Below are 15,376 nucleotides of genomic sequence, written 5' to 3'. Positions count from 1 at the left end.
GGGCCGGCCGACTCGGACATCCCGCACCTGGTCTCCGAGGCGGTCGCGGCCGGACTGGACGTCCGCTCGGAGACCGTCGGCGAGCCGGGCGGGCTGCCGGCACCCCGGCATTCTCGCCACGAACCGTGCCGACGACCAGGGCCGGGACGCAGGCGCGTCAGGGTGTCGGCTCGGGACGGGCCCGGTGGCCGTACCGCCCGACGGTGGCCGCGGCGAGCAGGGCGACGGCCCCGCCGAGCAGCATGACCGTGGCGGGGGAGGAGTGGTCCACCACCAGGCCGCCGGCCAGCGCGCCGATCGAGAAGCCGGCCTGGAACGCCGAGGTGAACACCACTCCGGCGCCCTCCGGGGTGTGCGGGGCCGCGGCGAGGAACCAGCTGAGCGAGCACACCGGCACGGCGCCGTACGCCAGGCCCCAGAGCGTCAGCAGGACGGCGGCACCCGGTCCCGAGGTGCCCAGCAGCGGCAGCAGCAGGGCCGCGCCGGCGAGCAGGACGGCCGCCGCGCCGAACACCGGACGCAGGGCCCCGGCCGCCCGTCCGCCGGCCAGCACGTTGCCGAGCAGTCCCGCGGCTCCGTAGACGAGCAGCAGGGCGGTGATCAGGCCGGTGCCGGCGTGGGTGGTGTCGGCGAGGAAGGGGGTGACGTAGGTGTAGCTGCCGAAGTGGGCCACCACGATCAGGAAGGTCGCCGCGATGCCGGTCCGGGTGCCCCGGCCGGCGAGCAGTCCGCGCAGCACGCCCGGCCCGGTGGCGGTGAGCGGCGGCAGTGGGGGCAGCGACCGCAGGAGGGCGGCCAGGGCGAGCAGGGTCAGCACGGCCATCGCGAGGAAGGCCGTCCGCCAGCCGGCCAGGGAGCCGAGGTAGACGCCCGCCGGCACGCCGAGCACCGAGCCGAGTGGCACGGCGGAGAAGATCAACGTGTTGGCCCGGGCCTGCCGGTGCTCGGGGACGAGGCGCGGTGCCAGCCCGGAACCGATCGACCAGAACGCCCCGATGACCAGGCCGAGGGCGACCCTGGCGGCCAGGACGGCCCAGTAGCCGGGGGCGAGTGCGCTGAGCAGGTCCGCCAGGGCGAGGACTGCCAGCAGCGCGCAGAGCATGGTCCGCCGGTCCGCACGTCTGGTCGCGACGGTGACCACGGGTGCGGCCACCGCGGCGACGATGCCCGGCAGGGTCATCATCAGCCCGGCCGTGCCGTCGGAGATCCGGAAGGTGGCGCCGATCGGGGTCAGCAGGCCGATCGGGAGGATCTCGGTGGTGACGATGGAGAAGACGCCGGTCGTCACGGCGAGGACGGCGAGGGTGCCGCCCTCCCGGGTGCGCGGCTTCGGGGTGGGCGGAGCGGAGCGGAGGGTGGTGCCGGTCGGCATGCCGGAGGTCCCGTCGGTGGTGGGCGGTGGGTCGATGGCCCGAAGTCCACCAGGGCGGGCGGGGGTTGGGCTGGCGTGAATCCGACGTCAACGCTTCCGGGAGGCGGGTGTGTCCGCGGCGGCGGTGGAGGTGGCGACGGTGGATGTGATGGTGGCGACTTCGGCCGATCCGGCCGATCCGGCCGATCCGGCCGATCCGGCGGAGTGGCGCTGCTTGGCGCGGTGCGCCAGCACGTCGAGGATGCGCTGCCAGACCGGCGAGGCCTCGGCGATCCGGGAGAAGATCACCGCCTGCTTCGTGGGCCGGCTGCTGTTCCGTCCGTGGCTGATCTCCCACGCGTCCAGGTCGTCGATCAGCCGGTCCACGCGCGGATCGTACGGGTCCCAGTCGAGCGACTGGTCGCAGAGCAGGAACAGCCGCGTGGTCTCGGGGTCGTCGAAGCCGGCGTTTTTCGCCCGGATGCCGTCGCGCATCGTCTCGGGGTCGAGGGCCTGCAACAGGATCCACGTGTCGCGTTCGAGCCGTACGGACCGTTCACTGACCCCGAGCGCGCGCATCCGGTCGAGGATGGCGACCACCTCGGGCGGCAGCGCGAGCCGCTCGCCGCTCGCCAGGTCGGCGATCCGGCGCCGGTGCTCGGCGAGTTGGTCGATCCGGCGCCGCAGTTCGGCGTCGAGATCGGTGACGGCGGCGGCGAACTCCTCCGGCCGGGCCCGCAGCAGCGCGTCGATCCGGGCCAGCGGTACCCCGGCGTCGGCGAGCGTCCTGATCCGGATGAGGTCCACCGCGGCCTGCGCGCTGTACCGGCGGTAGCCGGAGCCGTCGCGCCCGGGTTCGGGCAGCAGCCCGACCTGGTGGTAGTGGCGGACGGTGCGCACGGTCACACCGGCGGTCGCGGCGAGTTGACTGATCGTGAGCACCGTCCGGCTCCGTTCCTGTCCCTTGTTCCTGCTTCTGTCCCCGGCGGGAATCCTGTTCCCGCCGGGGTGCGGCGGGGCGCAGTCTAGGCGCGGCGGCGCGCGTGGTCGACGACGTCGCGGATCGCCTGGACGACGGCGTCGGTGCGCTCGAAGACGAGCTGGCTGTGCCCGGTGTCGGAGAGGACGCGCTGTTCCCCGTCGGAGACCGCGTTCACCATGGCAGCGTCCAGCCGGGCCTTGCCGTCGTGCATCGCCCGCAGGGTCTCCGCGGACATCAGCGCCTGCTGCCCGGGGTCGATGCCCATCGGGGTGAGCGCGATCACCGGGACGTCGGGGAGATCGGCCCCGGCCCGCAGCTCGACGGCCAGGTCGGGCATCGAGGCGCGCTCGGCGATCCCGGCGTGGATCCAGCGCTCGCTCACGTGGTACTCGGTCACCGCGTCACGGACGTCGGCCGGGTAGTCCACCAGCAGTTCCTCGGCCATCCGCCGGATGGCCGGCAGGGCCTGCCGCAGCTGCTCCTCGGTGGGCGACATCCGTACGCTGGCGGCCAGACTCGCCTCGGCGGGCACGAAGTCGTCCCAGTTCCGGTGGAAGGCGTCCAGCCAGACCAGCCCGGCCACGTCCTGCGGGTACCGCTGGGCGAACCCGTGGGCGTAGGCGCCGCCGAGCGAGTGCGGTACCAGGACGTACGGGCCGGGGATGCCCTGGGCGCGCAGCAGTTCGTGCAGCTCGGTGGCGACGTCGTCGGCGGTGCGCGGCAGCGCGACCTCGTCGCTGTAGCCGGTGCCGCCGCGGTCGTACACCACGGCGGTGGTGAACTGCGAAACCCCTTGCTGGACGCCGAAGTAGTCCAGACCGATCGCGCTCGCGCCGGGCAGGAAGACGACGGCGGGCCCGCCGGTGCCCTGCCGGTGCACGTAGAGGTGGCGGCCGTCGACCTCCTGGAACCCGCCGACCGGGGGGTGCGGCGGAGCGGCGTCGGTGGAGGAGGAGGCGGGCGTGGCTGCGGGCGGGGACATGGGTGTGGTGGCGGAAGCGCTCTCGTTCGTCATGGGGAAAGCGTCCAACCCTGACGTAGCGTCAAGGTCAAGCCGCCCGGGGACGTGTCCGGGGGCCGGGCGTCAACCGGCCGGGTCGTGGGTGGTGGTGAAACGGTTGCGGTACTCGGTCGGGGTCGTCCCGAGGTGGCGGGCGAAGACGCGGCGCAGGGTCTCGTCGCTGCCCAGACCGCTGTGCCGCGCCGCGGCCGTGACGCCGTGGCCGTCGAGGAGCAGTTGCCGGGCGCGGTCGAGGCGCACGCGTTCGACCCAGCGGGCCGGGGTGCTGTGCAGTTCCGCCTGGAAGAGCCGGGTGAGGTGGCGGGTGCTGACGGCCGCGGCGGCGGCCATCGCGGGCAGGCTGTGGTCGGCGGCGGGGTCGGCGAGGACGGCGTCGGTGAGGGTGCGCAGGAGGTCGCTGCGGGCGGGCGGTGTGGCCAGGGCGGTGGAGAACTGCGACTGGCCGCCGGGGCGCTGCATGAAGACGACCAGTTCGCGGGCGATCGCCCGGGCGGCCTCGGCGCCGTGGTCGAGTTCGACCAGGGCGAGGGCGAGGTCGATGCCCGCGGTGATGCCGGCACTGGTGTGGTAGCGGCCGTCGTGGATGTGCAGGGCGTCCGGTTCGACCCGCACCCGGGGGTGGCGGAGGGCGAGGGTCGGGGCGTGGCGCCAGTGGGTGGTGACCCGGCGGTCGTCGAGCAGCCCGAGCGCGGCGAGCACGAAGGCGCCGCTGCACACGGAGGTGACCCGCAGGGCCCGCTTGGCGAGGCCGCGCGCGGCGGCGAGCAGGGGCTCGTCGGGGCCCTCGGCGGCCAGGTGGTCGGCTCCGGCCACCACCAGGGTGTCGAGGATCCCCCCGGCGTCCCGTGGTGCGGCGGTGTCCGCCAGGGTCACTCCGTTGGAGGCCGTGACGGTGCCGCCCTCGGGGGAGACCAGGACGGTCCCGTACGGGTGGCCGAGCCGGCCGGCCTGGTGGAAGACCTCCAGCGGGCCGCTGACGTCGAGCAGCGTCATGCCGTCGAAGACGAGGAAGGCGACCCGGGACGTCATGTCCGGATCCGAGGTGTGGGTGTCTGTGCGGACATGGCGCCAGCCTACGCCCGGCGGCGAAGGTGGAGGAGTCGGTCGAACAGTCGTGAAGGCGGAGGAAACCATGACGAACAAGACGGTGGAGACGATCGCGGGCGTGCGCATCCCGGACAGCGCCCTGGCTCGCGAGGCGACCGAGCTGGTGCGGGACACGGCCTCGCCGCTGCTGTTCGACCACTCGCGCCGGGTGTTCCTGTTCGGCGCGCTGCGCGGTGCCGAACAGGGGCTGGAGTTCGATCCGGAGCTGCTGTACGTGGGCGCGATGTTCCACGACCTCGGCCTCACCAGCCGCTTCGGCCGGACCGACCAGCGGTTCGAGGTCGACGGCGCCGACGAGGCCCGCCGCTTCCTGGAGTCCCACGGCGTCACCGGTGAGCCTGCGCAGCGGGTCTGGACCGCCATCGCCCTGCACACCACCCCGGAGATCCCGCTGCACATGGCGCCCGAGATCGCCCTCGTCACCCGGGGTGTGGAACTGGACATGCTGGGCCTCGGCTACCACGCGATCACGGCTGGGCAGCGTGCCGCCGTGGTCGCCGCCCACCCGCGGCCCGACTTCAAGAACCGCATCCTGGCCGTGTTCACCGCCGGGATCCGGAACCGCCCGGACACCACCTTCGGCAACGTCAAGGCGGACGTGCTCGCCCACTTCGTGCCGGGCTTCGAGCGCGGTGACTTCGTGGAGGTGATCAAGGGCTCCGACTGGGCGGAGTGAGCCGGATCGCGGCCCCGGAGGGGCAGCCCGAAGGCCCGGTCGGCGTCGTCCGACCGGGTTTGACGGTTGCCCGGGGTTCCACCACCCTTCCACTAATCGAATAGTGAAAGGGTACTTTGCCGATGCCCGCTTCCGTCTCCCGCAGGCTCCGAACCTCCGCCCCGCCGGCGACGCCGGCGCCCGCGATGCCGCTGCGGCCCGCGACGCCCGTGGCGCCGTCCGCGGTGCCCCCGGCGCCGTCCGCGGTGCCCCCGGCGCCGTCCACGGTGCCCGCGACGCCCCCGGCGCCCGTGGCGCCCGTGGCGTTCGCGATGCCCGCAAGGTCCGTGGCGTTCGCGACGCTCGTGAGGTCGTGCGCCCGCCGTTCCGCCCCGCTCGCCTGGGGCCTGGCGGCCGGGTTCGCCGCGCTCCACGCCTGCGTCGCCGTCAACCGGCACCGGCGCGGCCTCACCAAGGCCTACGACCTGGGCATCTTCGAGCAGGCCGTCCGGGCGTACGCCCACGGGCAGGCGCCGATCGTGCCGCTCAAGGGGCCCGGCTACCACCTGCTCGGGGACCACTTCCACCCGCTGATCGCCGTCCTCGCCCCCGTCTACCGGGCCCTCCCGAGCCCGCTCACCCTCGTCGTCGCCCAGGCGCTGCTGATGGCGCTGGCCGTCGTCCCGCTGAGCTCCTGGGCCCATGAGGTGGCCGGGCCGCGGGTGGCGCTCCTCGTCGGCTGCGCCACCGGGGCCTCCTGGGGGGATCGTCCGGGCCGCGGCCGACGACTTCCACGAGATCGCCTTCGCCGTCCCGCTGCTCGCCTGCGCCGCCACCACACTCGGCCGGCGCCGCCCGCTCGCCGCCGCGCTCTGGTCCCTGCCGCTGCTGCTGGTCAAGGAGGACCTGGGGCTGACGGTGGCCGCCGTCGGGCTGCTGATCGCCTGGCAGGCCCGGCGGGAGCGGCGGCGGTCCCCACTGCCCGGGCTCGCCCTCGCCGTCCTCGGCCTCGCCGCGACCGCCCTCACCGTGCTCGTCGTGCTCCCGTCGTTCAACCCGGCCGGGGGCTTCGACTACTGGCAGTAGCTGGGCGGCGGCGGGCAGTCCTCGTTCTGGGCGTCGGCGCTGCGGATCGGGCGGCCGCCGGTGACGTGGCTGCTGCTGTTCCTGCTTGCCGCCACGGCCGGTTTCGCCGGCCTGCGCTCGCCGCTCGTCCTGCTCTGCCTGCCCACCCTCGCCTGGCGACTGCTCTCCACCAACTCGCACTACTGGGGCGTCAGTTACCACTGCAACGCGGTGCTGATGCCGATCGTGTTCGCGGCCCTGGTGGACGTCCTGCGCCGCGTCGACACACGGCGTGCCAGGCGCGCGCTCGCCGTCAGCACCCTGGTGGCCGCGGTGACGCTGCCGCTCTACCCCCTGCACGAGGTGGTGATGCCCGAGGCCTGGCGCACCTCGCCCAGGCTCACCGAGACCCGGGCGCTGCTCGGACGGATACCCGACGGCGCCACCGTGGCCGCCTCCAACCGGCTGGCCGCCCAGCTCACCGCCCGGGCGCAGGTCACGCTGGTGTGCCGGCAGCCGACGGGCCAGGAGCCGCAGTGGGTGGCCGTCGACCTGCGCGACCCGAGCGTGCTGTCCCCGTGCGCCACCGCCGACACCGCCCGGATGCTGGCCGTCTACCGGGAACACGGCTACCGGCCGCTGGTCGAGCAGGACGGCCTGCTCCTGCTGCGACGCCCCTGAAGCGCCCCGTACGGAGTGGTCCGCGGAGCGCTTCGCGGAACGCTCCGCCGGGAGCCCCCGGTCCGGCTTGACCCCCGTGCCGCCGTGGGCCACTATTCCACTATTGAACTAGTGAAAGGCCGGAATGCCGGTGATCGAGTACCGCATCGATCGGCGCAGCGGCGTCTCCACCTACCAGCAGATCGTGCAGCAGACCGAACAGGCGCTGCGGCTCGGACTGCTGCAACCCGGAGACAAGCTGCCGACCGCCCGTGAGGTGGTCGAGCTGACCGCGATCAACCCCAACACCGTGCTGAAGGCCTACCGCGAACTCGAGCGCGAAGGACTCGTCGAACCCCGCCCGGGGCTCGGCACCTTCGTCCGGCGCTCGCTCGCCCGGCCGGAGGCGGCGGCGGACGGGCCGCTCCGCGCGGACCTGGTCGGATGGGTGGACCAGGCCAGGGGAGCCGGACTGGAGCGCGAGGACATCGCCGCGCTGATGGCGTCCGTCCTGGAACAGCGCTTCGCGACCGGGGCCGACAGCCGGGCCGACGGCAGCGAAGCCCAGGCCGCCGGCACCGAAGCCCAGGCCGCCGGCGCCCGGGCCACCAAGGCCAGGGCCACCGGCACCGGCACCGGCAGCGCGGCCGAAGCCGCCGACGGCGGGGCCGAGGGCCGCCGCCGCACCGGGGCCTGAGGCCCCGCACAACACCGAACCGAGAACAGTGGGGGGACCGGGTGGACAACCCGACGACCACGGCGCCCGCGTCGGCGCCCGTACCGGAGGCCGCGCAGGGAGCGGCCCCGGAATCCGCCCCGGGGACCACCCCGGGAACCGCCCTGGAGGCCACCGGCCTCGGCAGGAAATACCGGACCGGCTGGGCGCTGCGCGACTGCGACGTCACCGTGCCGGCCGGGCGGATCTGCGGCGTGGTGGGCCCCAACGGCGCGGGCAAGAGCACCCTGCTCGCCCTCGCCGCCGGCCAACTCACGCCCACCGAAGGCCGGTTGCAGGTACTCGGCGCCGAGGCCGGGGCCCCCGGGCTGCGCGCCCGGATCGCCTACGTGCCGCAGGACAAGCCGCTCTACCCCGGCCTCACCGTCGCCGAGACGCTGCGGATGGGCCGCGAACTCAACCCGGTGTGGGACGAGTCGCTCGCCCAGCAGATCGTCGACCAGGGCGAGTTGAACCCCAAGGCCCGGATCGGCGCGCTCTCCGGCGGCCAGCGGACCCGGGTCTGCCTCGCCCTCGCCCTCGGCAAGCACCCCGACCTGCTGCTGCTCGACGAGCCGATGGCCGACCTCGACCCGCTCGCCCGCCACCAGCTGATGGGCACCCTGATGTCGGCCGCCGCCGAACGCGGCGCCACCATCGTGCTGTCCTCGCACATCCTCCCCGAACTGGACGGCGTCATCGACCACCTGCTCCTCGTCCAGGGCGGACGCATCCGGCTCACCGGCGACCTGGAGGAGATCCTCGACGGACACCGGCTGCTCACCGGGCCGGCCGCCCAGGAGTCCGCCCTGCCGGCCGAGTCCGTCGTCGAACGGCGCGTCAGCGGCCGCCGGGCCATCGCCCTGGTCCGCACCGACCAGCCGGTGGACGGCGACTGGGAGAGCGAACGCCCCAGCCTGGAGGACCTGCTGCTCGGCTACCTCCGCGCACCCGCCGACCCGCACCCCACCGTGCCCCGGCACCGCACCGCCGACCCGCGTGACCCGAAGGACCCGAACGAGGTGGCCGCATGAGCACGACCGTCCTGCCCGACCGCGCCACCGCACCGGCCGCCGTCAAGGCCCCCCTCCTGCGCGGGCTCATCTGGCTGACACTCCGTCAGAATCGCCTCCTCCTGCGGACCTTGGGCGCAACGCTGGTCCTGGCGGCGGCCGGCATCCTCTGGATCCACTTCACCGCCGGCAGCGTCGTCAGCGACCTGCGCCGGACCGACTGCTACTACCCCGAGTCCTGGGACAGCACTCGGTGCTGGAAGCTCGTCGTGCAGCTGGACCGCCCGAACTTCTGGTACCTCCAGGTCCTCCAGCCCGCCGTCACCGCGCTCCCACTGCTGCTCGGCATGTTCATCGGCGCCCCGCTGCTGGCCCAGGAGTACGAACGCGGCACCATCCGCCTGGTCCGCGCCCAGTCCGTCAACCCGGTCCGCTGGCTGGCCGTCCGCCTCGCCGTCCCCGGCCTCGCCGTCCTGGCCGTCAGCGGCGTGCTCGCCGTCCTGATGACCTGGGTCTGGTGGACGGACATCGTGAACGGCCCGGTCGCCTTCGACCCGCCGTTCCAGTTCTTCACCTACCCGGCCCTCGGCATCGCCCCGGTCGCCTGGTCCCTGTTCGCCCTGGCGCTCGGCGTCCTCGTCGGCCAACTCGTCCGCCGCACCCTCCCCGCGATGTTCCTCACCGGCGCCCTCGTCGCCACCACGGTCGGACTCGTCATCTGGGCCCGCCCCTACCTCTACCCCGCCGTGGACCGGGTCGCCCCCCTGCGCACCGCCCAACCCACCAACTCCTGGCTCCTCGACCGCGGCACCGTCCTCCCCGACGGCACCCGCGTCAGCAACACCCGCTGCGCCTTCGGCTTCAGCACCGACTGCGACGGCGCCACCGCCTCCTGGCTCCGCTACCACCCGGCCGACCACCTCGTCCCCATCCAACTCGTCGAGGCCGGCATCCTGGTGGTGCTCACGGCGGTCCTGCTGCTCGTCGTCCTCCGCCGGATGCGCCGCGCGTAGTGCGCGCGCGTCAGGGTTCGCGCAGCAGCCGTTGCCGCCAGTAGGGAGTGAGCCGGGGCCGGATCAGGACCACACCCTGCTGGGTCGCGACACCGAGGTCGAGATGCGGGCTCCCCGGCCGCGCCGCGAGCGAGGTGACGAGAGCGGGCAGAGGAGCCGACCACACCTCCTCGGCCCCGGGAAGGGTGAACATCCTGATCCCGAACTCGTCACTGACCGCCAACAACGCCTCCCCACTCGGCGCCGCCCCCGTCCACAGCAACCGCCGGGCACGGACGGGCAGTTCACGGGCGGGGGCCGAGGGATGCGCCGAGTCCCAGACCACGACGGGGGAGAGGGCGGTGTCGTCGCGACTCAGTCCGGCCATGTAGGCCAGGACCGGCTCGCCGGACCTCGCGGACGCCCACTTGAGGCAGTAGTCGTCGCTGTTGACGAGATGTCGGAATTCGCGGCGCCTGGCCTTCGGAAGACCGAGATAGACGGTGTGGAGGTCGCCGGACTCCAGGTCGAGGACAGCCGCACCGTCGTCCGCACCGGCCATGGCGACATAGCGCGTGCCGGAATCGGTGCGACTCGGTGAGATCGACGTGATCCTGGCCGGAAGGGTGAGAAGTCCGTCATGAACGGGCCGCAGGGTGCTCGCGTTCCAGAGGAATCCTTGCGAAGGGGCATCGGCGCCCGGCCCGTCCCGGGAGTTGTAGCGACCGCTCGCTGTGTAGTCCCCGGCAGTCGCGGCCACTCGAAGAACGACGAACAGAACGGCGTGGCCCGCGGGATCGGCGAACCCGGCCGTGAACACCATCGTCGAGTCGGGGTCGGCCTTCCAAGGGACGTCAACACTGGTGACCGCTTCGGGGGACGCCGCGGAGAAGAGCCGTCCGTTCGTCGGGTCCAATCCGACCAGACGCGTTCCGGGATGTGCGGGCGATGGTGGAACCAAGTGGCACGAGGTCCCCCAGGGAACCAGAGCGAGAGCGCTGGGGTCGGTGCTGCTGACGGTCCCGTCGGGGCTCATCCGCTGCCAGGAGAAGGTGGCCTCGATCATCGCTTCCGGAGCACGTGTGAGTCTTTCACGCTTCCCAAGGAGGTGGAACTCCCCGTTTTCACCTTCGGTGTATGACCCGATCTCCAGCGTTTCCATCCCGGTCAGCGAGAGTGCCGTGAGCGGCGTTCGCCTGTCGTGGTCGTGATCCAGCGCCCTGCTGTCGATCAACCTCAGTCCGGACCATGATCGGGCGAGAAGCCCCTGAGGATGGGACGGCCATGCGCAGATGAGGGTGGTCGTCGCTTTGTCGGTGTGGTCCTCATGCGCCTCCTGCGGCCGTTGGCCGCCGGGGCTGACGTGCCACAGCCTTGCTGTTCCGTCATTGCTCACGGAGAGGATGTGCCGGGAGTCGGGTTCGGACTGCGGGAGCACGTGCAGGGCACAGATGGCGCTCTCATGGCCGCGCAGTGTCTGCCCGGCGTGTTCGCCGGTGGCGCAGTCGATGACATCCATGCGGCAGTCCAGCGAGGTCGAAACGGCGTAGGCGCCTCCTGAGCGGGCCAGCGCGAATGGAGTGAAGAGCTGTTCCGTGTCCATGGCGGTCTGCGATTCCTCGACGCGACCACTCCTGATCGACGACGTGAAGATCGAACGGAAGGAAGCGTTGACGAGGACGACCTCGCCTGACGCGAGTCGGACGAATCCACCGTTGGGCCAGTGGTCCATGTCGTGATCGATCATGCGGACGCGGGCGGACTCGCAGTCCAGGAGCGTGATGCGGCCGGTCACGCCCTCCTCGTTCGGCTCCCACAGGGATACCAGTGCGGATTCGAAGTCCCGAGGAAGGCGATCGCGCAGCATCGGCATCCGTAGACCGCGGAGGAGGACGGTCTCGCTCCATCCGTTGTCGGCGGCGCGTGACGAGACGATTCCCTTGGCCGCGTCACACACCACGAGGTGGGCCGACCCGTCCGCATGACGGACGAATGCGGCGGTGGCGCCGGTCCCTTGACCCGATGAACCTGTCGCAACCCTCAGCAGGGCGTTTCCGGCGACGTCCACAACCGCTACGTGCCCTTGGGCCGAGCAGGCCACCACCGGGGTGCCGTCGGTCAGTTCGCCGACGTCGAGGAGGTCTGTGTAGGGGGTCCCGGGAATGTGGTGGACGATCGTCTGCTCGTCGACGTCCCAGACCCTGAGATCGCCCAGATCGTCGAGGGTGATGATCAGCGGGTGAAGCCGGGAGGGCAGCGCCCGCATGCCCGTGACATCCGATGGGTGCACCAGGCTCGTGGACCGGGCGGGAGTGTCGACCATCCAGACATAGACCTCGGGCCGCCGGTGGGCGACCGCGACCACTGCCCGGTTCCGGTCAGGCAGCACGAGGTCGTCGAGCTGCCACCCGCCGGCCACGGACGTCGTCGAGTACGTCTCCTCGTTGTGCCGGCCCACGATGCGGTGCGGGGTCACGGTCCTGGCTTCGACCCGGATGCGTTGTACCGACGCGGACAGTTCCTCGGCGCGGCCGGCGAAGTCGGCCGCGCCGTGGGATTCGGCGGTGAAGGCCAGGTGGGCGGCCCGGTCGATGCCCGCGGCGGCGGGGAGTCCCATGAACCGCTCGACCACCATCGCCAGTACCGGGTCGCACGAGTTGTGGCGTACGGCCGGGAGCAGCCCGGCCGGGTCGGCGGCGAGGACGAAGGCCGGGTCCTCGACCAGTTCCTGGATGGATCCGGCCGCCGCCGCGTGGGTGGCCAGGTGGCGGCGGACGTACGGGAGGGCGTGGGTCCAGTTCCGGCCGGGCGTCAGGTCGAGCAGGACGTCGACGAAGCCCTCCTGCACGTCCTGGAGGTCGCGGACCTTCAGTGCCCGTTGCCGCAGGTAGTCGGTGAGTTCCTGGTGGTAGAGGCGGAAGTGCTTGGTGGCGGACACCTCCGCCCAGGTCAGGTAGGACCCGTCCTCCTGCACCAGGGCGTCGATGTCCGCTTCCCGCAGCGGGATGCCCGACAGCCGGGTGGCGACGAGCAGCCAGATCCGGCGCGGCAGACCGTTGCCCTCGCCGAAGGCGAGGGCGGTGAGCAGGGCGGTCACCCCCGCGTTCCGGTCCGGCGGGATGCGCCGCAGGTAGGCCTCGAAGGCGCCGCCGACATCGGAGGGGAGGGACTCCGCCCAGCCGGGCACCGTCGTGTCCAGCAGGCCGCCGCGCAGGAGGGCGCTGGCCGTCATGCGTGCCACCAGGAAGCAGTGCCCGGCGCGGCGGGCGACTTCTCCCGCGATGGCGGCGATCCGGTCGTCGAGGCCGGCGTACGGTGAGCCGGTGTCCCCGAGGATGCGGCGCACGTACTCCGCCGTACTGGTGTCGTCCGCGTACTGCGAGCTGTCGAGGTCGATGGAGCCGACCTGTTCGCCGATGTGCGGCAGCAGTTCCCGGCGCGAGCCCACGACCAGCCGCACGCACGGTACGGCGCCCAGGGGCCGTAGCAGGTCCCAGGCGATGCGCCGTGCTTCCGTCCGGTCGCCGGCCGGGCCGGCTTCGTCGAGGGAGTCGATCACGACGCGCAGCGGTGTCCGCCGTCTGGCGAGGGCGGTGAGCAGGGCCGACGGCTCGGCCGCCCGGACGTCGGCGACGGCGGCGAGGCGGGCGACCAGGGCTTCCAGCGTCTGGTGACGGGCGTTCACGGAGACGTCGGAGCAGCCCTCCAGCACCAGCTTTCCCAGCACGGCGGACTTCCCGGAGCCGGGCGCGGCGGTGACCACCAGTGCCCCGCACCCGCCGGGGCCGGCCATGGCGTCCCTCAGCCGGCCGAGGGCCTTCCGCCGGCCGGTGAAGTACGAGCCCGGGTCGTGGACGTGCTCCACGCCCCGGCCCCGGGGCTCGAAGTGCGAGGAGAGGTCCGAGGAGTCGCCCGGGACGTCCCCCTCGCCGACCTGAGCGCTCGGGTCGTGGCCGGGGTTGGGGAAGAACGGCGGCTGCTCGCTCTGGTGGTTCGAGGAGCAGGCGACGCGCTGCTTGCGGCCCTCGGTGACGAACACCTGGTTGACCTTGGCCGCCACCGCCGACGGCGCGAGGTACCGCTGGGACGGCCCGTCGCCGGCCGTGCACACCTCGATGAGCCGGGGCACGAAGGCGCCGTCGTCGGCGGCGTCGCGGTGGCGGGCGGAGGCGAGGACCCAGGTGCCTGCTCCGAATTCGTCGCCGCGCGGCCGGAGGGCCACGATGTCGTCCGTCAGGCCCTGGATCTCGCCGGCGCCCCTGGCCGCGTGGCAGGAGTCGATGACGAAGAGCACGTTCCGCAGCGGTGAGGCCGCCAGGATCTCGGCCATGTTCTGCGGCGACAGCCACGAGCGGGGCCGGTTCCACCGGGTGTCCGCGCAGGCGAGGCGGTACGGTGCGCCGGGGACGGGCTGGTCGCCGTGGCCGGCGTAGTAGACGACCACGACGTCCTCCGCGGTGAGCCCGCCGCCCGCGCACCAGTCGGCGAGCGCGTCCTCGAACTCCGAGGAGACCGGGTCGTGGGAGACCTCCCCGAGCACCCGGGTGTAGCCCATGCCCGGCGAGGTGAGGAACGCCGCCATCCGCTCGACGTCGTCGAGGGCGCGGGGGAGGTGGTCGAACTCGTCGGCACCGTACGTGGACGTACCGGCAGCGATCAGGTAGTGCATGGGCCGGCCGGTCTCCTCTTACTTCAGCCCTGCGGTGACGGCCCGTCCGGTCTCCACGGCCGTGAGGTAGTGCGTCGCGTCGTGCATGTGGGAGCCGTTGTTCACCGGGACGTCGGTGACCCGGGGGCCGAAGGCGGGGCGGAGTTCCCGCACGGCGGCGACGATGTCCGTCGCGTCGGCGATGTTGGTCCAGGACCGGAGGGCCTTGGGCCACCGGGCCTTGCGGTCGACGGGCCGGGGCCGGAGGCGGTCCAGGACGAGCGCGCCCATGCCGAGCGGCGAGCCCAGGGTGACGAGCATCCGGACGTCCCGGTCGGGGTGGTCCTCCTGGCACAGGGTTTCGTACGCGACGACGGAGCCCAGCGAGTGGGCCACGACCACCCGGGTCTCCGGGCCGATCCGGGCGGCGACCCGGGCCTGGGCGGCCTCGCGGATCCGCTCGTCCTCCAGGTAGCGCGTCAGCTGCTTCAGACTGCCGATCAGCGCCGCGTCCAGCACGCCGCGCAGGTACTTCGCGCCGGTGAGCGCGTCGAGGGCGCGGCGGACGGTGTGGATCCGGAGCGACCGGGACGCGGCCCAGCCGGCCGCCCCGCGGGTGCCGGGCTCGTCCGGGGCGGGCACGCCCGGGTCGGTCCGGGCGGCCTCCGCCCACCAGGCCATGAGGAGCCGGAACTCCTCCTCGGTCTCGATGTCGGCCGCGTCGTAGGTCGGCCGGGCTGCCGCGCGGGTGCCCTTGGGGCGGAAGAGGTCGCCGTAGAACGCGACGGCCACGTCCGTCGGTTCGGGGACCGGTCCGCCGGCGAGCCTCGCACCGCCCATGAGTTCGGGGACGAGGTCCCGCGCCAGCGAGTCCTCACTGAGGAACTGCTTCCCGACACCGTGCACGAAGACAACCTTGGCCATACCCCGCCCTCCCTGTAGCGCGAGAGCCTACCGCCGGGCGGCCGGACCGCGGCCCCGTTCGGCCTCCCGGGGGTCCCGACCGGCCCGCCCCGCCCCGGCCGGTCCCGCCCCGCCCAGCCCCGGCCGTCCAGGCCTCCGCTCCCCGGCCGGCCCTCGCCGACAGCTGCAGCACCACCGAGCTCGGCAACCGGGTGGGCATCTCCGTGGCGGCGGCCAGCCAGCACGCGTCCATCCTGCGGGGTG

General features: G+C 73.1%; 10 protein-coding genes and 2 pseudogenes. 6 read left to right on the top strand and 6 right to left on the bottom strand.

What is annotated here, in order from left to right:
* Positions 1–157: 157 nt before the first annotated feature.
* The 4 genes from ACWD4P_RS35800 to ACWD4P_RS35785 form a co-directional block, all read right to left on the bottom strand.
* Positions 158–1,372, bottom strand: coding sequence for an MFS transporter (locus ACWD4P_RS35800; RefSeq protein WP_449782508.1), 1,215 nt, complete (start codon positions 1,370–1,372; stop codon positions 158–160).
* A gap of 87 nt (positions 1,373–1,459) precedes the next feature.
* Positions 1,460–2,293, bottom strand: a complete 834-nt coding sequence (locus tag ACWD4P_RS35795; protein WP_449782507.1) for a MerR family transcriptional regulator — start codon at positions 2,291–2,293, stop codon at positions 1,460–1,462.
* 83 nt (positions 2,294–2,376) lie between these two features.
* Entirely contained in the window at positions 2,377–3,348 is a 972-nt protein-coding gene (locus ACWD4P_RS35790; protein ID WP_449782506.1) for an alpha/beta fold hydrolase, read from the bottom strand.
* 69 nt (positions 3,349–3,417) lie between these two features.
* The gene (locus ACWD4P_RS35785) at positions 3,418–4,383 is read right to left on the bottom strand and encodes a GlxA family transcriptional regulator (RefSeq protein WP_449782505.1); all 966 of its coding nucleotides are present in this window, start codon (positions 4,381–4,383) and stop codon (positions 3,418–3,420) included.
* A gap of 103 nt (positions 4,384–4,486) precedes the next feature.
* Here ACWD4P_RS35785 and ACWD4P_RS35780 point away from each other — a divergent pair, with 103 nt between their 5' ends.
* The 6 genes and pseudogenes from ACWD4P_RS35780 to ACWD4P_RS35755 all read left to right on the top strand — a co-directional run bounded on the left by ACWD4P_RS35780 (position 4,487) and on the right by ACWD4P_RS35755 (position 9,582).
* Positions 4,487–5,137, top strand: a complete 651-nt coding sequence (locus ACWD4P_RS35780; protein ID WP_449782504.1) for an HD domain-containing protein — start codon at positions 4,487–4,489, stop codon at positions 5,135–5,137.
* A gap of 122 nt (positions 5,138–5,259) precedes the next feature.
* Positions 5,260–5,814: pseudogene (locus tag ACWD4P_RS35775) on the top strand (DUF2079 domain-containing protein); the annotation flags it as partial.
* A gap of 4 nt (positions 5,815–5,818) precedes the next feature.
* Positions 5,819–6,862 (top strand): annotated as a pseudogene (locus ACWD4P_RS35770) (DUF2079 domain-containing protein).
* A gap of 124 nt (positions 6,863–6,986) precedes the next feature.
* Positions 6,987–7,538, top strand: coding sequence for a GntR family transcriptional regulator (locus ACWD4P_RS35765; RefSeq protein ID WP_449782503.1), 552 nt, complete (start codon positions 6,987–6,989; stop codon positions 7,536–7,538).
* Positions 7,539–7,681: 143 nt separating this feature from the next.
* A complete protein-coding gene (locus ACWD4P_RS35760; RefSeq protein ID WP_449782509.1) occupies positions 7,682–8,590 on the top strand; it encodes an ABC transporter ATP-binding protein in 909 nt (302 codons plus the stop codon).
* The gene (locus ACWD4P_RS35755) at positions 8,587–9,582 is read left to right on the top strand and encodes a hypothetical protein (protein ID WP_449782502.1); all 996 of its coding nucleotides are present in this window, start codon (positions 8,587–8,589) and stop codon (positions 9,580–9,582) included. Before ACWD4P_RS35760 ends, ACWD4P_RS35755 begins: the two co-directional genes overlap by 4 nt.
* A gap of 10 nt (positions 9,583–9,592) precedes the next feature.
* Here the strand turns inward: ACWD4P_RS35755 and ACWD4P_RS35750 are convergent, their stop codons facing one another.
* Both ACWD4P_RS35750 and ACWD4P_RS35745 read right to left on the bottom strand, forming a co-directional pair.
* Entirely contained in the window at positions 9,593–14,230 is a 4,638-nt protein-coding gene (locus ACWD4P_RS35750; RefSeq protein WP_449782501.1) for a caspase family protein, read from the bottom strand.
* 18 nt (positions 14,231–14,248) lie between these two features.
* Positions 14,249–15,133, bottom strand: coding sequence for a PGAP1-like alpha/beta domain-containing protein (locus ACWD4P_RS35745; RefSeq protein WP_359825972.1), 885 nt, complete (start codon positions 15,131–15,133; stop codon positions 14,249–14,251).
* Positions 15,134–15,376 lie beyond the last annotated feature (243 nt).

The sequence above is a fragment of the Kitasatospora sp. NPDC002543 genome (genome assembly GCF_053594915.1).
The sequence above is the reverse complement of the archived record's forward strand: the minus strand, read 5'-3'. Positions and strand labels throughout refer to the sequence as shown.